Origin of the sequence: Enterobacteriaceae endosymbiont of Donacia versicolorea, assembly GCF_012570965.1 — a bacterium.
GTDB lineage: Bacteria > Pseudomonadota > Gammaproteobacteria > Enterobacterales > Enterobacteriaceae.
Genome location: NZ_CP046214.1, coordinates 50,073 through 70,158, shown reverse-complemented (window position 1 = coordinate 70,158; position 20,086 = coordinate 50,073). Strand labels below are relative to the sequence as shown.

The following is a 20,086-nucleotide window of genomic DNA, read 5'->3' as shown; positions in this document are numbered from 1 at the left end:
TAAAAAAACTATTTTAGTTAAAATTAATTACTACAATTATTTATTAATAAAATAAATTCTTTTATTAATAATTTTTTAATTTTAAATATTTTTATATTTGGAATAAAATTTTTTAATTGAGTCATTTTTAATTTTTTGAAGCCACATGGTTTAATGTATTTAAAAGGTAATAAATCCATATTTATATTAAATGCTATACCATGTGTAGAACATCCTTTTGAAATTTTAATTCCTATAGATGCTATTTTTTCATTATTAATATATACACCAGGATTAAAATGATAAGTATCAGGAATAATTTTAAAATATGATAAAATATTTTTTACTGTTTCTTCTAAAATAAATATTAAATTTTTAATATTTATTTTTCTTCTTTTTAAATTAATTAAAATATACATAATTTGTTGTCCTGGAGCATGATAAGTAATTTTACCTCCTCTATCAGTATTAAATATTGGTATATCATGATAATAATATAAAATATCTGAAATATTATATGTTTTACCTTGAGTAAAAACAGGAGTATGTTCAACTAACCATATTTCATCTAATGTATTATCATATCTTTTTAAATTAAAATTATTCATTTTCTTATAGGTTATATACCAAGGTTCTATTCCTAAATTTCGTATGATAAAATTTTTTTTATACATAATAATAACTATTAAAAATTATTTTTATTGATGAATCCATTTACTTATTAATAATCTTATATAATCTAGTAAACAAATAAAAATATTTCCTTTTGAAACATTTTCTAAAGAAACTAATGAATATTTTCCAATTATATGATTATTAATTATAAAAGTCATACTACCTAATACTTGATTTTTGTATATTGGAGCTAATATTTTATTATTTTTAATATGATATAAAATTTTTATTTTTTTTTCCTGATTTTTAAGAATTGTTAAATAAACATTATTTTTAATTCCTACTCTTACAGAACTATATTTTCCATATAAAATAGGGATAGATGCAATTTTTTGATTTTTTTTTATAGGATTAATTGTACGAAAAGTTTCAAAACCCCAATTTAATAATTTTTTACTATTTTTCCTTCTATCTTGTTCTGTTTTATCACCTAAAATAACAACAATTAATCTCATGTTATTTTTTGTGGCAGAAGCTATAATATTATAGCCAGCATTTTCAGTATGCCCTGTTTTAATACCATCTACATTTAAAGTATTATCCCATAATAATAAATTACGATTTTTTTGAAAAATATGATTAAAAGTAAAACTTTTTTGTTTATAAATAGAATATTCATAAGGAAAATCACGAATTAATACTTTTCCCATAATAGCCATATCTTTTGCTGTAGTATATTGTCCAGATTCATCTAATCCATGAACATTTTTAAAACAAGTATTTTTTAATCCTATTTTTTTTGCATAAAAATTCATTAAATTTACAAATTTTTCTTGATTTCCAGATATATATTCTGCTATAGCTACACAAGCATCATTTCCTGATTGTAAAATAATTCCTTTTATTAAATTTTCTACAGAAATATGATCTCCAATTTGTAGAAACATTAATGAAGATCCATTAAATTCTTCATTACCTGTTGCCCAAGAATTCTTACTAACAACAACATCATCATGACGATGTATATTTCCTTTTGATATAGCTTGAGAGATTACATAACTAGTCATAATTTTTGCAAGACTAGCTGGTTTATGAAATTCATCACTATTTTTTTCTGTTAAAATAACTCCTGTATTATAATCTATTAAAATATATGATTTAGCACCAATACTTGGTTGCGGTAAAATATTGAATATATTTTCATGAGCATATATTATTGTAGAATATATTGTAAGTATGGTAATAATTAATTTTGTAATTTGATTAATTTTTTTGTTAATTTTTTTACGTATTTTCATTATATTTTACTCATATATAAGTATATATTATATTTTTTATAATTAAGATTATCAAAAATGATTAAATAATGTTTATTAAAAATGTTATTTTATATAATTTTAAAAAAAATGTAACTAAAATTTTAGTAAAATAAAATTTTGAAAAAATATGTAGGTATAAATAAAATAATGATAAAAATTGAATCTCAAAAAAAATATAAGTTTGCATTAGGAGTTGAATATAATGGTAAAAATTATTATGGATGGCAAAAACAAAAAATATATTATCAAAAAACTATACAAGAATGTGTTGAAAATGCTATTTCAAAAATTGCTAATCATAATGTAAAAATTATTTGTGCGGGTAGAACTGATATAGGTGTTCATAGTTTAGGACAAGTTATTCATTTTGAAACAAATATTTTTAGAAAAAAAAAATCTTGGATTTTAGGGATTAATAGTCTTTTACCAAAAGACATAGTTATAAATTGGTTAATATCAGTAAAAAAAGAATTTCATGCAAGATTTAGTGCATTATCACGTAGGTATTTTTATATTATATATAATAATTCATATAGATCAGCTGTTTTAAATGGTTTAGTTACTTCATACAAATATAATTTAAATATTATAAAAATGAAAAATGCAATAAAATATCTATTAGGAGAACATGATTTTACTTCTTTTAAATCTAGTAATAAACAAAATATATCTTCTTTTCGTAAAATTATTAATTGTAATATTAAAAAATATGGCAACTATATTTTAATTGATATAAAAGCAAATGCTTTTTTATATCATATGGTTAGAAATATTGTAGGTAATTTATTAGAAATAGGACTAGGGAAAAAAGAAGAAAATTGGATATTAGAATTAATTAAAACTAAAGATAGAACTAAAGCTGCTGCAACAGTTAAACCAGATGGATTATTTTTAGTAGAAGTTGAATATCCAAAACATTTTTGTATTCCTTATTTTAATTGGAATTCATATATTTTTTTAAAAAAATTAATTTAATTATTAATATTATTTTTTTAAATAAAATAATATTTTTTATTATTTTAAAATAAAAATATATAAAAATATAGAATTTTATTCTAAAATAAAATTCTTATTTAAAAAAAATAAAATTATTTGAATATTAAAAATTTTTATATTCTTTTGAACATTAAAAAGATAAAATAACTTAATTATAATTTTAAATATAAAAAAAAATATGTTTATGATTGATTATTTATTTATATTAATAATAATATTATCTTCATTATTTAGTTTTTTTAGAGGTTTTATAAAAGAAATATTAACGATATTAATTTGGTTTATATCGTTTTATTTATCTAAAAAATATTTTTATCATTTATTTTATATAAAAAATACAATAATTAATAATTTGTATTTTAAAAAAATTTTTTTATTCCTTATATCATTTATATTATCTTTATCATTAGGGTATATAATTAATAATTATGTAAATAAAAAAATAAAATATTATAATTTAAATATATTTAATAAAATATTAGGATTATTTTTTGGATTTTGTAAAGGATGTTTTATTATTTTATTTTTTTTATATTCTTTAAATAATTTTGATAAAGATTTATATAATGATATTTTGATTAAACAAAAACCATTAGTATTTATTTATTTTCATAATATTTTACAAAAGTATAAATATTTTTAGTAATATATTTTATACCCAGAGCGGGAATTGAACCCGCACAGCAATAACATGCCGAGGGATTTTAAGTCCCTTGTGTCTACCAATTCCACCATCTGGGCAAAATTCTTAAATATTTAAAAAGGCGCATTCCGGAGTTGAACCGAAATAAAAGGATTTGCAATCCTCTGCATAAACCATTCTGCCAATGCGCCATATTATTATTTATAATAACTTATATTAAAAATTATGTATATATTATTTTTATTTTTAATCCCAAAAAATAATATATATTATATTAAAAAATAATATATATATATATTATTTTTTATATATAATAAAATAATACATTAATAATTATATAATACTTTTTTAGGAAAATATATGTTAAAAAAATTAGTATTTGTTATTAATTGTGGTAGTTCTTCTTTAAAATTTTCAATTATAAACCCTTTAAAAAAAGAAGTATTATTTTATGGTTTAGCTGAATGTTTTCAAAATAAGAATTCTTATATTAAATGGAATACTAAAAATATTAAAAAAAAAGTAAAATTTAATAAAAAAACTAATCATAAAATAGTATTGAATTATTTAGTAGAAAAAGTTTTAAAAAAAAATACATTATTATATAATAATATAATAGCAGTAGGTCATCGTATAGTTCATGGAGGAGAAAAATTTACACATTCTGTAATAATTAATCAAAAAGTTATTAAAGCAATAGAAAAAGCATCAATTTTTGCTCCTTTACATAATCCTATTCAGTTAATAGGTATTAAAGAAATAATAAAACTTTTACCTAAATTAAAAAATAAGCAAGTTGCTGTATTTGACACAGCTTTTCATCAGACAATACCTGAAACATCGTTTTTATATGCTTTACCTATAAAACTTTATAAAAAATATAAAATACGTCGTTATGGAGCTCACGGTACAAGTCATAAATATGTATCTATGATAGCTGCTAAAATGTTAAATATACCTTTTAATATATTTAATTGTATTTCATGTCATTTAGGTAATGGGTCTTCTGTAACTGTTATAAATAATGGTAAAAGTATTGATACTTCTATGGGGTTAACTCCTTTAGAAGGTTTAGTAATGGGGACAAGATGTGGTAATATTGATCCTGCAATTATTTTTTATATGAATAAACAATTATCTATTAATATAGATAAAATTTATAAAATTTTAACTGAAAAATCAGGTATGTTAGGTTTAACAAATATAACCAGTGATTTTAGATATCTTGAAGAAAATTATTTAAAAAATCTAGAAATAAAAAAAGCTATTAAAATATTTATACATTATTTATCTAAATATATAGCTTCTTATAGTATTTTAATAAAAAAAAAAATTAATGCAATTATTTTTACAGGAGGAATAGGAGAAAATAGTATTTTAATAAGAGAAAAAACAATAAAAAAATTAAAAATTTTAAATATTTTTCTTGATAAAAAATTAAATAATAAAATGATACATGGTAAATCTGGTTTAATTAATACTGTAAATAGTATTCCAATACTAGTTATACCTACAAATGAAGAACTTATGATTGCACAAGATACATTTAAAATTATTAATAATTAACAAGATTAATTTAATAAAATTTATAAAATGAAAAAAGGTAAACAATTATGCTAAAAAAAGTAATTATGTCTATACCTCTAAATATAGATGAACATTTTTTTACTAGTATAAACTTAGGATTATTAAATAATATACAAAATAAAAAATTAAAATGTAAATTTTTTAAACCAATTTCTCAAATAGAAAAATATAATTTTAACCATACTAATTCTATTTTAAAAAAATATTATCCTAATATTAAATTAATAAATTCTTTAAAAATAAATGATATTAATTTATTTAATAATACTATTAAATATAACAATATTATAAATGATATAATTAAAAATTATTTTCAAAATATAAATAATACAGATATTTTTTTTATAGAAGGTATGCATTCTATATATATAGAACAATTTTTATTTAAATTAAATTGTGATATAGCAAATATTTTTAATCCAGAAATAATATTTATTACATCTATATTTTTAAAAAATGAGACTTTAAAAAAAATTAAATCTAAAATTAATATTTTATTTAAAAATAATTTATTTAATTACAATATAAAAAAAATTTCTTTTTTTATTAAAGAAGTATATGATGATCAAAATTATAATCCTTTTTTTTATAATTTAAATATATTTAAAGAAAATAAATTAAAAAATAAAAAAATTATTCATAATACATTGATATCATTAAATGATAATATAGTATGTATTCCATGGTTAAAAAATTTTATATTTGGAATTAATTTAAAATATATTTGTAATTATTTAAAATGTAGTACAATTAATATTGTATATAATAGGATTAAATATATTTTGTTCTTTAATAAATTTTTTTTTATAAAAAAAAATTTTTTTAATAAATCTTTATTTATCATTTCTATAAATGATATAGAAAGTATAAAAAAAATTTATAATATAATATCTAAAAATATTTTTTGTAATAGTATATTATTTACTGATATTACATTAGTTAATAATACCAATTATTTTTTTTCAAAAATTATAAAACTTGCTAAAATTAATAAAATAACTATTTTATATATAAAAAATAACATCTATGATATATATTCAAAATTACAAAATATTTACAAATATTCCTTTCCTATATATGATAATAAATTAATATTTAATATTATTAAATATATTTCACCATATATTCCAGAAAAATTTTTTTTAAAAAAAAATAAAAATTATAAATTTTATATATCTCCATATATTTTTAAATATAATTTAATAGAAAAAGCCAGTAAATTAAAAAAAACTATTTTATTACCAGAAGGTGATGAAATACGTATTCTTCAAGCTGCTTCAATATGTTCTCAAAAAAATATTGTTAATTGTATTCTTTTAGGTAAAAAAGATAAAATTTATAAAATAGCTAAAATATATAATCTAAATTTAACTAATATTAATATTATTGATCCTGATTCTATTAGGAATAATTATATAGAAAAATTAATGTATATAAGAAAACATAAATCATTAAATGAAGTAGAAGCAATAAAATTATTAAAAGATAATATGGTTTTATCTGCTATGATGTTAAAACAAAAAGAAGTTGATGGTATAGTTTCTGGAGCTAATACTACAACTGCTAATACTATTAAACCTGCATTACAAATTATTAAAAATTTACCAAGATTTTCTATAATCTCATCAATATTTATAATGTTATTACCTAAAAATATATTAATATATGGTGATTGTGCTATTAATCCTAATCCTAATTATAAACAATTAGCAGAAATTGCAATACAATCTTGGGAAACTAGTAAAATATTTAATATAACTTCTCCTAAAATAGCAATGATTTCATATGCTACAGGTAATTCTAGTAAAGGTATAGAAGTAGAAAAAGTACGTAAAGCAACTGAACTAGTAAAAAATAAATTTCCTACATTAATGATAGATGGTCCATTACAATATGATGCTGCTGTAATAGAAAAAATTGGAAAACATAAAGCACCATATTCTTTAGTTGCTGGTAATGCTAATATTATTATTTTTCCAGATCTTAATACTGGAAATACTACTTATAAAGCTGTACAAAGAACATCTGATACTGTTTCTATAGGACCTATATTACAAGGTATTAATCAGCCAATTAATGATTTATCAAGAGGTTCTTCAGTAGAAGACATAATCTATACAATAGCAGCAACAGTTATACAAACTAAATTAAGAAATTAAATATAATTTATATATCATTTAAATAATATTTTTTTTGAAATTTTAATTGATTATTAAATTCGAAAATAATAGGACTACCAGTAGGTATATTTAAATTTACAATATCTTTATCATTGATATTTTCTATATATTTAACTAGAGCTCTTAATGAATTTCCATGTGCAACAATAAGAATACGTTCTCCATTTATAATTTTAGGTGATATATCATTTTTCCATATATAAATTACTCTTTTTAAAGTCGTAGATAAACTTTCTGATAAAGGTAATTGATAATCATCTAATTTTGCATATTTAGAATCAAATCTTTCCCATTTAGGATCATCTATTGATAATAATGGTGGTTGAGTAGTAAAACTACGACGCCATTTTTGAACTTGTTCTTTTCCAAATTTTTTTAAAATTTGTTTTTTATTCATTCCTTGTAAAGATCCATAATGTCTTTCATTTAATCTCCATGTTTTTTTTACAGGAATCCATAATTGGTTTAATTCTTTTAAAACAAACCATAAAGTATATATTGCTCTTTTTAATACAGAAGTATAAGCATAATCAAATTTAAAATTAAAGTTATTTAACATTTTTCCTGCTTGTATTGCTTCAATTTTTCCCTCTTTTGATAATTTAATATCACGCCAACCAGTAAATAAATTTTTTTTATTCCACTCACTTTGTCCATGACGTAATAATACTAATTTTGTATTAGACATAAATTTTTATCCTTTTTTTAAAATCTATATTTTTATATTAAATATCAAATGAAGAACCACAACTACATGTATTTTTCATACGTAAATTTTTAATAATGAATTTAGATTCTTCAATATTTTCAATATAATCAATTACACTCCCGTATAAATATTGAATACTTATTTTATCTATTACAATATTTATTCCTAATGTATTTGTGATAATATCATTTTTTTTTATTTTTTTATCTAACATAAAATCATATTTAAATCCACTACATCCTCCTCCTATAATAAATATTCTAAAATTAACATTTTTATTATTATAAAATAATTTTTTTATTTTTTTTAAAGCTCTTTTAGTTAAAATTATCGGTTCATTAATTAATTTATTTTTCATTATTTTAATATATAAAAATTAATAATAATTAAGTAATATTCATAATTTTGTTATATAATTTAGATTTATAACGAGATGCTTTATTTTTATGAATTAACCCTTTTTGTACTTGTCTATCTAAAATAGATTGTGTTATTTTAAATATTTTCTGGGATAATTTTATATTTTTATTAGATATAGCATTATTAACTTTTTTAATAAAAGTACGTAACATAGAACGATAATTAATATTATATTTTCTTTTTTTTTCAGATTTTAAAATTCTTTTTTTAGATGATTTTGTATTTGCCATATAAAAAACCTTTAAATTTCTAATTTATTTATTAACATTTTATAAAAATTATATATTTACATAATATAGTATTATATATAATATCTTTATATAAATAAAATTAATTTTGTATTTATTAATTTTTTTATTAAATAAAAATTTATATTATTTATTAATTAATATAAATAATATTAAAACATAATTTTTAAAATATAAAATATTTAAAGATGATTAGAATGAAAAATCAATTTGATTTAAATTTACCAAAAACAAAATTTCCAATGAAAGCTAATTTGGTAATAAATGAATTAATTATATTAAAACAATGGAAAAAAGATAATTTATATAAATTAATATTAAATAGTAAAAAAAATAAAAAAAAATTTATTTTGCATGATGGTCCTCCATACGCTAATGGAAATATCCATATTGGACATGCTTTTAATAAAATTTTAAAAGATATTATTATTAAATCTAAAAACATGGATGGATATTATACTATATTTATACCTGGTTGGGATTGTCATGGATTACCTATAGAACAAAAAGTAGAAGAAATATTAAAAAATAAAAAAATTTCTAAAAGACAATTTAGAATTGAGTGTAGAAATTATGCTTTAAAACAAATTATTCAACAAAAAAAAGATTTTATTAGATTAGGAATAATTGCTGATTGGGAAAATTCATATTTAACTATGGATTTTAAAACTGAAGCAAATATTATTCGTACTTTAGGACAAATGATAAAAAATAAACATATATATAAAGGGAAAAAACCTGTATATTGGTGTACAAAATGTCTTTCTTCTTTAGCTGAAGCTGAAGTTGATTATATTAATAAAACATCACTAACTTTTTATATTAAATTTAAAATTATTAATACAAAATTTTTAGATAAAATTTTAAATAAAGAAATTAAAAATTATAATATTTCATTTTTAATATGGACAACTACACCTTGGACTATACCAGCTAATAAAGCTCTTGCTTTAAATCCTAAAATTTATTATCAATTTATTAAAATTGATGAAAATATTATTATAATAGCAAAAAATTTAGTTAGCACAATTATGTTAAAAGCTAAAATTAAAAATTGGGAAATTATAGGAGAAATAAAAGGTAAAAATTTTATTAAAAATAATATTAAAGCAAAAAATCCTATTAATAATAATATTTCGTATATAATTACTAGTAATAATGTTTCAGAAAAATCTGGAACAGGTATTGTACATATGGCTCCTAATCATGGATTAGAAGATTATAATATATGCAATAAAAAAAATATAAAATGTTTAGATAAAAATATTATTGATAAAAAAGGATTTTTTATAAAAAATATACATCCTGAATTAGATGGAAAAAATATTTTTTTTTCAGAAAAAATAATTAAAATAATTTTAGAAAAAAAAAATTCATTATTTTTATTAGAAGATTATACACATCAATATCCATATTGCTGGCGTCATAAAATACCAATAATTTATATTTCTACACCACAATGGTTTATTAGTATGGATCAAAATAATATTAGAGAATTAACAAAAAAATTAATAAAAAAAGTAAAATGGATTCCTGATTGGGGATTTAATAGAATGTTTAATATGTTAGAAAAACGACCTGATTGGTGTATATCTAGACAAAGGACTTGGGGTATTCCAATTCCTTTATTTATTAATAAAAAAACACAAAAAATACATATTAATTCTATAGAATTTATAAAAAAAATAGCATGTATGGTAGAAAAAAAAGGAATACAAGAATGGTGGGATTTAGATATTAAAAAATTTTTAGGTAAAGATGCTATCTTTTATGAAAAAGTTACTGATATTTTAGATGTTTGGTTTGATTCTGGATCTAGTTATAATGTTATTATAAAAAAAATAAATGGATTATATAAAAAACAAGTTGATATATATTTAGAAGGAACAGATCAATATAGAGGATGGTTTATTTCTTCTTTAATTATTTCTGCAGCTATAGATAAAATTTCTCCTTATAAAAAAGTTATTAGTCATGGATTTACCGTAGATGATAAAGGGAAAAAAATGTCTAAATCTTTAGGAAATATTATTAAACCACAAAATATAGTTAATATTTTAGGTAGTGATATTCTAAGATTATGGGTAGCATCTACAGATTATTATAATGAAGTAAGTATTTCTAAAAATATCTTACAAAGAATTACAGAAATTTATAGACGTATTCGTAATACAGCAAGATTTTTATTATCTAACTTATATGATTTTATACCTGTAAAAGATATAATAAAAGAAGAACAAATGTTAATTTTAGATAAATGGATTATCCATAAAACTAAAATGGTTCAAAAAAAAATTATTTATTTTTATAAAAATTATAACATACAAAATGTTATTCAAGAAATTATGCAATTTTGTTCTATAGATTTAGGTTCTATATATTTAGATCTTATTAAAGATAGACAATATACATTTAAAAAAAAGAGTATAGAAAGATTAAGTTGTCAAACAAGTCTATATATGATTATTGAATCATTAGTTAGATGGATATCTCCGATACTTTCTTTTACAGCACATGAAATTTGGAATTATATACCTGGATTAAGAAAAAAATATATTTTTACAGAAGAATGGTATTCTAAATTATTTTATTTATCATCAAAATCTTTAATGAATAATGATTATTGGAATGATATTTTTATTTTTAAAAATGAAATAAATAAAATTATTGAATATGCTAGAAATAAAAAAATTATAAAAAGTTCTTTAGAAGCTGATATTACTGTGTATGTAAATCATGATATTTATAAAAAATTAATTTTATTAGGTAAAGAATTACGTTTTTTATTACTAGTATCTAAAATTAGATATTTTAAATATGCAGAAAAATTTAGTATAAAATTAATAAAAAAATTTAAAGTTATAAAATCTAAATATTCAAAATGTAAACGATGTTGGTATTATACTAAAAATATTTTTGATGATATTTGTGATCGTTGTAAATTAAATACATTAGGAAATGGTGAAAAACGTTTATTTATTTGATAATTTTCTTAAAAAAATTAATTTATTAAATATATTTAATATAATTATATTAGTTACAATAGATATTATTAGTAAAAATTATATTATTAATAATATAAAATTATATAATTGTTATTATGTTAAATCTTATTTAAATTTTATTTATTTACAAAATTATGGAATAATTTTAGGTCTTTTTAAAAATAATTATTTTAATAATATTTTTTTAATAATAAATATTATTATTTTAATTATAATTTTTTTTTGTATAAGATATAAAGATAATTCATTATCTTATAATTTTATAATTAGTGGATTATTAGGTAATATAATTAATAGGATTAATTATGGTTTTGTAATAGATTTTATAGATTTACATATTTATAGTTATCATTTGCCAATTTTTAATATTGCAGATATTTTAATATTTATTGGTATATTTATTTTAATGATTAATTATTACATATCACAATAAAATAATATAATAGGTTTTTTATTATGAAAAATAATCAGATTCGTTTAGCAATATCGGGTATTAATGGACGTATGGGACAAAGTATATTAAAAGTTTTAAATAATGAAGAACAAAATAATATTTTATTAAGTTGTCTTTTAGAAAAAAAAACAAAATTAAATTTATTAAATAAAATTTTATATAAATCAAATTTTATAAAAATAGATTATAATATAATGAATATTATTAATAAATTTGATGTTTTAATAGATTTTACAAATCCATATTCTACAATAAAAAATATTAATATATGTAAAAAATATAATAAAAAAATTGTTATTGGAACAACTGGTTTTAATAACGAACAAAAAATAATAATAAAAGAAATATCAAAAAAAATAGCGGTTGTTTTATCTTCTAATTTTAGTCAGGGAATTAATATTTTATTTAAAATAATAGAAAATATAACTGAAATTTTTTGTAAAAATAAACAAAAAGATCTAGATATAGATATAATCGAAAAACATCATAAAAATAAAGTAGATTTACCATCTGGTACTGCGTTATCTATAAAAGATATTATATTACATGTTTTAAAAAAAAATAATGTTATAAAAAAAATTAATTTTCATTCTATTAGAGCAGCTGATTTATATGGTGAACATAATATTTTATTTTCTTTTATAGGAGAACAAATAGAACTAACACATAAAGCATCAAATAGAATATCCTTTGCTAAAGGAGCTATACAAGCAGCTATTTGGATAAGTAATAAACAAAAAGGTATATATAATATGCAAGATATATTAGAAATATAATTTTCTTATTTAAAAAAAATGATTTAATAATTAAAATTTCTTATTAAATAAATAAAAAATCTATGTGATAAATTTTAGTAGTTTTATAAGGATGATATTGAATATCCATAATTTTTACTTTAAAAATTTCATTCTTTTCATTTATTAATTTAAATTTTTTTTCAAAAAAATTTTTAAAATTAATATTTATTATTTCACTATTATTAATAAAAATTGGTATTTCTTTCATTTTTTTACCATAAATAATAGCTGGAAACTTATTATTAATTCGTAATTTTCTACTAAATTTTTTTCCTGTATTTATTCTTTTAAAGAAGTGAATATTATTCATATATATCTCTATTTATAATTTATTAATTTTATATTAAAATAATTTTTTAGCTGTATCTAATAAATCTTTCTTAAAAATTTTTTTCATGTTTAAAATAGCATCAATAATATCATGGTGAACCATTTTATCATTTTGTACTCCTATACATCTACCTCCATAACCTTTAAATAATAATTCAACAGAATAATTACCCATACGAGATGCTAAAATACGATCAAATGCAACTGGAGAACCACCTCTTTGTATATGTCCTAAAACTGTAGTTCTAGTTTCACGTTTAATTCTAGTTTCAATATATTTAGCTAATTTATTAATATCACAAATAAATTCTGTAATCAATACTATTGCATGTTTTTTCCCTCTAGCTATACCTAATTTTATTTCTTTTACTAAATCATTTTTATTATAATTAATTTCTGGTAGAACAAAAAATTCACAACCTCCAGCAATTGCTGCTGATAAAGTTAAATCACCACATTTTCTTCCCATAATTTCTACAATAGATATTCTTTGATGTGAAGTAGATGTATCTCTTAATCTATCAATAGCTTGTACAATAGTTTCTAAAGCTGTAAAATAACCTATACTATAATCAGTTCCTACTACATCATTATCAATAGTACCTGGAATCCCTATACATGGAAATCCCATTTCTGTTAATAATTTAGCCCCCATATATGTTCCATCACCTCCTATTACAACTAATGCGTTAATACCGTGTTTTTTCATATTATTTATAGCAATAGAACGTATTTTTTTATCTTTAAATTTAGGAAAACGAGCTGAACCTAAAAAAGTTCCTCCTCTATTTATAATATCAGAAACACTATGTCTATTTAATTTTATAATATTATTATTATATAAACCTAAGTAACCATTACATATACCAAAAACTTCGATATTATTTACTATTGCTGTTCTAACAACACCTCTTATAGCAGCATTCATTCCTGGAGAATCTCCTCCACTAGTAAGAACACCAATTTTCTGAATCATATTATATTACCTCAATAATATATAATTATTATATGAATTTTAATTATTTTTTAAAAAATCCTTTATACTTTTTAGATACAATAGAATATGGATCTTGATGAATAATTATATCTGAGTAAGGAAATTTTTTATTTAAAGCATTCTCTATTTTTTTTGAAATTGAATGCGATTCTAATAAAGGTAAATTATCTTCTAAAACTAAATGAAGTTGTATAAAACGAGTAGGACCAGATTGTCTTGTTTTTAATTGATGTGCACCCATAACTTTAGGCCAAGAAGTTATTATATCTATTATTATTTTTTTTTCATTATCTGGTAATGATTTATCTAACAAAGATTGTATTGCTTTATATCCTACTTTAAAAGAATTAAAAAAAATAAATAAACTTATAATTAATGCTATTATTGAATCAGCTTGTTTAATATTAAAAAAATTTAAAATTAAAGCAAATAAAATAGCACTATTAATTAAAATATCTGATTCATAATGAATCATGTCAGCATGAGTTGCTTGACTGTTTGTTTTTTTAATTACTTTTTTTTGAAAAATAACTAAAATTAAAGTTAAAAAAAATGAAATAATTATAACTAATATACCTATAATTGGATAATATAATTCTGCAGGATGAGATATATATTTTAAACTATTTAAAAATAAAAAAATAGCTGTTATACAAATAAATATACTTTGTGCCAATGCAGATAATGATTCTGCTTTTCCATGACCAAATGTATGTTCTAAATCCGCTGGTTGTAAAGAATAATATATAATTAATAAATTAATTGTTGAAGACATAATATCTACTAAAGAATCCATACAAGCAGCTAACATACTTACCGATTTTGTTTGCCACCAAGCTATTAATTTTAAAATTAATAATGTTAAAGATAATAATATTGCTAAATTTGTTGCTTTTGTTATTAATTTATTATATTCATTTTCACTTTTTTTAAAAGATATTTTTTGAGAAATATTACTCATATTTATACTTTATTCCTATTAAAATTTTATAATTTACTATAAATAAATATTTTTTAAACTTTAAGAATAATAGATTACTTTAACATTAATTTTTATTCTATAAAAAATATGTTAAATTTTAATTTATATTTTTTTATAAAAAATTATATATAATAATTAAATTATTATTTAAATTTTAAATTAATTTTAAAAAAATGAAAAATTAAATGAAAAAATTAAATGAAAAAACATTTCAAGGAATGATATTTATTTTACAAAATTTTTGGTCAAAACAAGGTTGTAATATAATTCAACCTATTGATACAGAGGTTGGTGCCGCAACATCACATCCTATGACATGTTTATATACAATAGGTAAAAAACCTATAAAAATTGCTTACATACAATTATCAAGACGACCAGCAGACGGGAGATATGGAAAAAGTTCTAATAGATTACAACAATATTATCAATTCCAAGTAATAATAAAACCTCCTCCTAGTAATATTCAAAAATTATATTTAAAATCTTTAGAAAAATTAAAATTAGATTTACAAAATAATGATATTCGTTTTATAAATGATAATTGGGAAAATCCTACTTTAGGTGCTTATGGTATTGGATGGGAAATATGGTTAAATGGAATGGAAATAACTCAATTTACATATTTTCAAAAAATGGGTGGCTTAATATGTAATCCTATAACTGGAGAAATTACTTATGGTTTAGAAAGGTTAAGTATGCATTTACAAAATGTAAAAAATATATTTGATTTAATTTGGAGTGAGAATAAAAGTTCTTATACTACTTACGGTGATATTTTTAAACAAAATGAAATAGAACAATCTATTTATAATTTTAAATATGCAGATATAAATTTTCTTATTTATTCTTTTAAACATTACGAAAAAGAGATAAATTATTTATTAAAATTAAAATTACCATTAATATTACCAGCATATGATAAACTTTTAAAAGCATCTCATTGTTTTAATTTATTAGAATCAAGACATTTTTTATCACATACGGAAAGACAAAGATATATTTTAAAATTACATAATATGACAAAATTAATTGTAACAAAATATTACAATTATATAAAATAAGAAATTATTAATTAGGTAATATAATTATTATGAATAAAAATACATTATTACTAGAAATAGGAATAGAAGATATACCTTCTATCTATTTATTAAAAATATCTAAAATAATTAAAAAAAATTTTGAAAATGAATTAAAAAAAAATAATTTTAAATATAAAATTCTAAAATGTTTTGCAACTTCAAGAAGAATTGCTATACAAATATTTCATTTAAATGTTATACAAGAAAATTTTATTAAAATTATTAAAGGTCCTTATATTTCTAATGAAAAAAATATTTTTTTAATTGATAAAGTGCAATTTTGGATAAAAAAACAAAAAATACATGATATAAAAAATATTTTTTATAAAAAAAATTATGTTTTTTATAAAAAAATAATAAAAGGATTACATATTAAAAATTTATTAACAAAAATGGTTATAAATTCTTTAAAAAAAATTTCTTCTATTCCTAATTTTATGTATTGGGATAAAGATATTTTTAAATTTATTAGACCCATTAGAAATTTAGTATTTGTTTTAGATAAAAAAAATATTAGAAAAAATATATTAAATATTAAATCTAATAATATAATTTTAGGACATAGATTTATGTGTAAAAAAAAAATAATCTTAAAAAATGCATTAGATTATGAAAAATTATTATTTGAACAAGGTAAAGTAGTAGTTGATTTTATTAAGCGTAAAAATATCATTATTAATAAAATTAAAAAAATCACAAATAATTTAAATAGTTATACAAAGATAACTAATATTTTTTTAGAAGAATTAACTTCTATGGTTGAATGGCCAATTTTATTATTAGGAAAATTTAATAAAAAATTTTTATTTTTACCATCTGAAATATTAGTATATGTTATGGAAAAATGTCAAAAATATATTCCTTTATATGATAAAAATAATCATTTATTATCTAATTTTATTGTATTAATAAATATTGAAACAAATAATTATAAAATGATTATAAATAGTCATGAACAAATTCTTAAATCAAAATTTAAAGATGTTAAATTTTTTTTTGAAAATGACTTAAAAATAAAATTAGAAGTATATTTAAATAAATTAAAAAATATTATTTTTCAAAAAAGTTTAGGTAATTTATTTGAAAAAACTCTTCGTATAGAACAAATATCTAAATATTTAGCAAAAATATTTAATGTTAATATAAAATATTGTGTTAGAGCTAGTAAATTATTTAAATGTGATTTAGCGACACAAATGGTTTATGAATTTCCTGAATTACAAGGTATTATAGGAATGTATTATGCAAAATATAATCAAGAAAATAAAAATGTAATAAAAGCTATTAAAGAATTATATAAATATCAAAAAAATTATTTAATTACTAAAAATATTATTTCTTGTATTTTATTTATTTCAGATAAAATAGATACTTTAGTAGGAATTGCTAGTATTTCATTATTACCAACGGGTAATAAAGATCCTTTTGCTTTAAAAATAATAACATTAAATGTTATACGTATTATTATAGAAAATAAATTACAAATTAATTTAAATAAATTAATTTATTTGAGTTTATTTTTATATAAAAAAAATTTTAATAATAAAAAACAAGTATTAGAAAAAATAATAAATTTTATAAAAAACAGATGTAAAAGCTGGTATTTATCATTAGGTTATAATAAAAAAATTATTTATTCTGTTTTAAATTATAAAATTAATGAATTAATTATTTTAGATTATAAAATAAAAGCTTTAGATAAATTTTTTAAAGTAGAAAAAAAACAAAGTATTTTATTAATTTTTATTAATAAAAGAATTAATAAAATTTTATTAAAAAATAAAAAATACGTTAACTATAATTATCAAATTAATTATTCTTTACTAAAGATAAAAGAAGAAATTATCTTAGTCAATTATATCAAAAAATTATCTAAAATTTTAAAATTTCAAATTAAAAATTATCAATATTATAATATATTATTAATTTTATCAGAACTTTATTATCCTATAGATACTTTTTTTAAAAAAGTAATAATTAATCATAAAAATAAAATAATTAAAAGTAATAGAATTACAATATTATATAATATAAAAAAATATTTGTTAATAATAACTAATCTTGAAAATTTATATTAAATTCAATTCTTTTAATGTTATTTTAATAATTTTTTTATTACACTTAGTAAGTGGAGTCATTGGTAATCTCATTGTATCATTATTTATTAATCCCATTTCTTTTGCAACCCATTTTACGGGTATAGGATTAGATTCAATAAATAATTGATTATGTAATTTAATTAAATCTTGATTAATTTTTTTTGCTTTATCAAATTTTTTTTCTTTTATATAGTCACAAAATTTCTTCATTATTTTAGCTGCAATATTTGCAGTAACTGATATAACCCCATCTCCACCTAATTGCATAAATTCAAAAGAAGTTTTATCATCTCCACTAATTAAAAAAAACTTCTTTTTAATAAGATTTTTAATCTTATTTATTCTTGACAAATCTCCTGTAGCTTCTTTTATACCCACTATATTTTTAATTTTGGATAATTTATAAATTGTTTCTGGTAACAAATCACATCCAGTTCTGATTGGAACATTATATAATAATTGTGGTAATTTAGTATTATTTGCAATTTTTTTAAAATGCTGATATAAACCTTCTTGTGTTGGACGATTATAATATGGCGTAACATTTAAACATCCTATAATACCAGAATTTTCAAGAATAGAAATCATTGCTATACTTTTAGATGTAGCATTAAATCCAGTACCAGCAATAATAGGTATTTTATTTTCTGAATAATCTAATGCATACATTATTACCTTAATATGTTCATTATATGTTAAAGTAGCTGATTCACCTGTTGTTCCTACGACAACAATTGCTTTTGTACCACTATTAATATGATATTGAATAAGTTTTTTTAAACTTATTTTACAAATGTTACCTTTAATATCCATTGGAGTTATAAGTGCTACAATATTTCCGGTGAACATTTAGATCATAACCCATTTTCATATTTATTATTTATTTATAATAACAAATTTAAAATAAATAAACAAATTATTATGTTTATAAATATTTAATTATTAATTTAATTAATTAAAATTAAATTTTTTTTATTTATTTTCTTTAATTAAATTTAAAAAATTATTTATTTTTTTTTGTACATTTAAAATAGATGACATATTATTTATTTTTTTATAAAAAAAATTTTTTTTAAATAATTTTTTTTTATAAAAATAAATTAATGGTTTAGTTTGTATTAAATATTCTTTTAAACGATTATTAATTGTAATAATATTATCGTCTATTCTAGTTATTAATTTTTCTCCTGTTATATCATCTCTATTTTTAATTTTTGGAGGATTTAATATCTTATGATATATTCTTCCTGAAGGTTCATGTATTTTTCTACCTAAAATTCTTTTTATAATTTGATTTTTTGGTATATAGAATTCAATAATAATATTAATTTTTATACTTTCTTTTATTAAAATATTTGCTTGTAAAATATTTCTAGGAAATCCATCTAATAAAAATCCTTGTTTACAATCTATATTTTGTAATCTTTTTTTAATTATTTTAATTATAACTGAATCAGTAACCATTTTTCCTTGATTAATGAATTTTTTTATTTTAGAAGTTAAATAAGAATTTTTATTATTTAAAATAAAATTTCTTAATATATTTCCTATAGAAATATTAGGTAAATTATATTTTTCAGATATAAATCTAGCATAAGTTCCTTTACCTACTCCAGGAGGTCCTAATAAAATTATACGCAT

General features: G+C 18.4%; 19 protein-coding genes and 2 tRNA genes. 9 read left to right on the top strand and 12 right to left on the bottom strand.

Annotated features, from left to right (window positions below):
• Positions 1 to 23: 23 nt before the first annotated feature.
• Complete coding sequence (lipB, locus tag GJT89_RS00360; RefSeq protein WP_168894579.1) at positions 24 to 653, bottom strand: lipoyl(octanoyl) transferase LipB; 630 nt, start codon at positions 651 to 653, stop codon at positions 24 to 26.
• A gap of 24 nt (positions 654 to 677) precedes the next feature.
• On the bottom strand, positions 678 to 1,892 hold the full coding sequence (locus GJT89_RS00355) for a serine hydrolase (RefSeq protein WP_168894578.1): 1,215 nt from the start codon (positions 1,890 to 1,892) through the stop codon (positions 678 to 680).
• 168 nt (positions 1,893 to 2,060) lie between these two features.
• Here GJT89_RS00355 and truA point away from each other — a divergent pair, with 168 nt between their 5' ends.
• Entirely contained in the window at positions 2,061 to 2,888 is an 828-nt protein-coding gene (gene truA / locus GJT89_RS00350) for a tRNA pseudouridine(38-40) synthase TruA (protein WP_168894907.1), read from the top strand.
• A 205-nt stretch (positions 2,889 to 3,093) separates the two neighbouring features.
• Positions 3,094 to 3,552, top strand: a complete 459-nt coding sequence (locus GJT89_RS00345; protein ID WP_168894577.1) for a CvpA family protein — start codon at positions 3,094 to 3,096, stop codon at positions 3,550 to 3,552.
• A gap of 12 nt (positions 3,553 to 3,564) precedes the next feature.
• Here GJT89_RS00345 and GJT89_RS00340 read toward each other — a convergent pair.
• Positions 3,565 to 3,650 (bottom strand) — tRNA-Leu (locus GJT89_RS00340).
• Between the two features lie 21 nt (positions 3,651 to 3,671).
• Positions 3,672 to 3,743 (bottom strand) — tRNA-Cys (locus GJT89_RS00335).
• A gap of 169 nt (positions 3,744 to 3,912) precedes the next feature.
• On the opposite strand from GJT89_RS00335, the gene GJT89_RS00330 reads away from it, so the two are divergent.
• Positions 3,913 to 5,118, top strand: a complete 1,206-nt coding sequence (locus GJT89_RS00330; RefSeq protein ID WP_168894576.1) for an acetate kinase — start codon at positions 3,913 to 3,915, stop codon at positions 5,116 to 5,118.
• Between the two features lie 47 nt (positions 5,119 to 5,165).
• Complete coding sequence (gene pta, locus GJT89_RS00325; protein WP_168894575.1) at positions 5,166 to 7,298, top strand: phosphate acetyltransferase; 2,133 nt, start codon at positions 5,166 to 5,168, stop codon at positions 7,296 to 7,298.
• A gap of 7 nt (positions 7,299 to 7,305) precedes the next feature.
• Here the strand turns inward: pta and gpmA are convergent, their stop codons facing one another.
• From gpmA to rpsT, 3 genes are read right to left on the bottom strand one after another with little or no spacing between them, the layout of a single operon-like run.
• Positions 7,306 to 8,007, bottom strand: coding sequence for a 2,3-diphosphoglycerate-dependent phosphoglycerate mutase (gpmA, locus tag GJT89_RS00320; protein WP_168894574.1), 702 nt, complete (start codon positions 8,005 to 8,007; stop codon positions 7,306 to 7,308).
• Positions 8,008 to 8,044: 37 nt separating this feature from the next.
• Positions 8,045 to 8,386, bottom strand: coding sequence for an iron-sulfur cluster insertion protein ErpA (gene erpA, locus GJT89_RS00315; protein ID WP_168894573.1), 342 nt, complete (start codon positions 8,384 to 8,386; stop codon positions 8,045 to 8,047).
• 28 nt (positions 8,387 to 8,414) lie between these two features.
• Complete coding sequence (rpsT, locus tag GJT89_RS00310) at positions 8,415 to 8,678, bottom strand: 30S ribosomal protein S20 (RefSeq protein ID WP_168894572.1); 264 nt, start codon at positions 8,676 to 8,678, stop codon at positions 8,415 to 8,417.
• 215 nt (positions 8,679 to 8,893) lie between these two features.
• On the opposite strand from rpsT, the gene ileS reads away from it, so the two are divergent.
• From ileS to dapB, 3 genes are read left to right on the top strand one after another with little or no spacing between them, the layout of a single operon-like run.
• Complete coding sequence (gene ileS / locus GJT89_RS00305; RefSeq protein WP_168894571.1) at positions 8,894 to 11,680, top strand: isoleucine--tRNA ligase; 2,787 nt, start codon at positions 8,894 to 8,896, stop codon at positions 11,678 to 11,680.
• Positions 11,655 to 12,134 (top strand): signal peptidase II, encoded by a 480-nt coding sequence (gene lspA, locus GJT89_RS00300; RefSeq protein ID WP_168894570.1) that lies wholly within the window; start codon positions 11,655 to 11,657, stop codon positions 12,132 to 12,134. The genes ileS and lspA overlap by 26 nt, the downstream gene beginning before the upstream one ends.
• Positions 12,135 to 12,157: 23 nt before the next feature.
• Complete coding sequence (gene dapB / locus GJT89_RS00295) at positions 12,158 to 12,931, top strand: 4-hydroxy-tetrahydrodipicolinate reductase (protein ID WP_168894569.1); 774 nt, start codon at positions 12,158 to 12,160, stop codon at positions 12,929 to 12,931.
• A gap of 43 nt (positions 12,932 to 12,974) precedes the next feature.
• On the opposite strand, the gene rplY is transcribed toward dapB, so the two are convergent.
• The 3 genes from rplY to GJT89_RS00280 are packed head-to-tail and all read right to left on the bottom strand — an operon-like array spanning position 12,975 to position 15,240.
• Positions 12,975 to 13,262, bottom strand: a complete 288-nt coding sequence (rplY, locus tag GJT89_RS00290) for a 50S ribosomal protein L25 (RefSeq protein ID WP_168894568.1) — start codon at positions 13,260 to 13,262, stop codon at positions 12,975 to 12,977.
• 33 nt (positions 13,263 to 13,295) lie between these two features.
• Positions 13,296 to 14,258, bottom strand: coding sequence for a 6-phosphofructokinase (gene pfkA, locus GJT89_RS00285; protein ID WP_168894567.1), 963 nt, complete (start codon positions 14,256 to 14,258; stop codon positions 13,296 to 13,298).
• Between the two features lie 43 nt (positions 14,259 to 14,301).
• Positions 14,302 to 15,240 (bottom strand): cation diffusion facilitator family transporter, encoded by a 939-nt coding sequence (locus tag GJT89_RS00280; RefSeq protein ID WP_168894566.1) that lies wholly within the window; start codon positions 15,238 to 15,240, stop codon positions 14,302 to 14,304.
• Between the two features lie 206 nt (positions 15,241 to 15,446).
• On the opposite strand from GJT89_RS00280, the gene glyQ reads away from it, so the two are divergent.
• Together glyQ and glyS are read left to right on the top strand one after the other, a co-directional pair.
• Positions 15,447 to 16,325, top strand: coding sequence for a glycine--tRNA ligase subunit alpha (glyQ, locus tag GJT89_RS00275; protein WP_168894565.1), 879 nt, complete (start codon positions 15,447 to 15,449; stop codon positions 16,323 to 16,325).
• Between the two features lie 29 nt (positions 16,326 to 16,354).
• Positions 16,355 to 18,424 carry a glycine--tRNA ligase subunit beta gene (gene glyS / locus GJT89_RS00270; protein ID WP_168894564.1) on the top strand — a complete coding sequence of 690 codons (2,070 nt, stop codon included), beginning with the start codon at positions 16,355 to 16,357 and terminating at the stop codon, positions 18,422 to 18,424.
• On the opposite strand, the gene dapA is transcribed toward glyS, so the two are convergent.
• Positions 18,416 to 19,294, bottom strand: a complete 879-nt coding sequence (dapA, locus tag GJT89_RS00265) for a 4-hydroxy-tetrahydrodipicolinate synthase (protein WP_168894563.1) — start codon at positions 19,292 to 19,294, stop codon at positions 18,416 to 18,418. The genes glyS and dapA overlap by 9 nt on opposite strands.
• Positions 19,295 to 19,417: 123 nt before the next feature.
• On the bottom strand, positions 19,418 to 20,086 hold the full coding sequence (locus GJT89_RS00260; protein WP_168894562.1) for an adenylate kinase family protein: 669 nt from the start codon (positions 20,084 to 20,086) through the stop codon (positions 19,418 to 19,420).

Bases quoted from the DNA above. Each gene is read 5' to 3' on its own strand.
- GJT89_RS00330 (WP_168894576.1), top strand. From the start codon at position 3,913: ATGTTAAAAAAATTAGTATTTGTTATTAATTGTGGTAGTTCTTCTTTA.
- gpmA (WP_168894574.1), bottom strand. From the start codon at position 8,007: ATGTCTAATACAAAATTAGTATTATTACGTCATGGACAAAGTGAGTGG.
- glyQ (WP_168894565.1), top strand. From the start codon at position 15,447: ATGAAAAAATTAAATGAAAAAACATTTCAAGGAATGATATTTATTTTA.
- rpsT (WP_168894572.1), bottom strand. From the start codon at position 8,678: ATGGCAAATACAAAATCATCTAAAAAAAGAATTTTAAAATCTGAAAAA.
- dapB (WP_168894569.1), top strand. From the start codon at position 12,158: ATGAAAAATAATCAGATTCGTTTAGCAATATCGGGTATTAATGGACGT.
- GJT89_RS00280 (WP_168894566.1), bottom strand. From the start codon at position 15,240: ATGAGTAATATTTCTCAAAAAATATCTTTTAAAAAAAGTGAAAATGAA.
- truA (WP_168894907.1), top strand. From the start codon at position 2,061: ATGATAAAAATTGAATCTCAAAAAAAATATAAGTTTGCATTAGGAGTT.
- GJT89_RS00260 (WP_168894562.1), bottom strand. From the start codon at position 20,086: ATGCGTATAATTTTATTAGGACCTCCTGGAGTAGGTAAAGGAACTTAT.
- glyS (WP_168894564.1), top strand. From the start codon at position 16,355: ATGAATAAAAATACATTATTACTAGAAATAGGAATAGAAGATATACCT.
- erpA (WP_168894573.1), bottom strand. From the start codon at position 8,386: ATGAAAAATAAATTAATTAATGAACCGATAATTTTAACTAAAAGAGCT.
- ileS (WP_168894571.1), top strand. From the start codon at position 8,894: ATGAAAAATCAATTTGATTTAAATTTACCAAAAACAAAATTTCCAATG.
- lspA (WP_168894570.1), top strand. From the start codon at position 11,655: ATGGTGAAAAACGTTTATTTATTTGATAATTTTCTTAAAAAAATTAAT.
- GJT89_RS00355 (WP_168894578.1), bottom strand. From the start codon at position 1,892: ATGAAAATACGTAAAAAAATTAACAAAAAAATTAATCAAATTACAAAA.
- pfkA (WP_168894567.1), bottom strand. From the start codon at position 14,258: ATGATTCAGAAAATTGGTGTTCTTACTAGTGGAGGAGATTCTCCAGGA.
- lipB (WP_168894579.1), bottom strand. From the start codon at position 653: ATGTATAAAAAAAATTTTATCATACGAAATTTAGGAATAGAACCTTGG.
- rplY (WP_168894568.1), bottom strand. From the start codon at position 13,262: ATGAATAATATTCACTTCTTTAAAAGAATAAATACAGGAAAAAAATTT.
- GJT89_RS00345 (WP_168894577.1), top strand. From the start codon at position 3,094: ATGATTGATTATTTATTTATATTAATAATAATATTATCTTCATTATTT.
- dapA (WP_168894563.1), bottom strand. From the start codon at position 19,294: ATGTTCACCGGAAATATTGTAGCACTTATAACTCCAATGGATATTAAA.
- pta (WP_168894575.1), top strand. From the start codon at position 5,166: ATGCTAAAAAAAGTAATTATGTCTATACCTCTAAATATAGATGAACAT.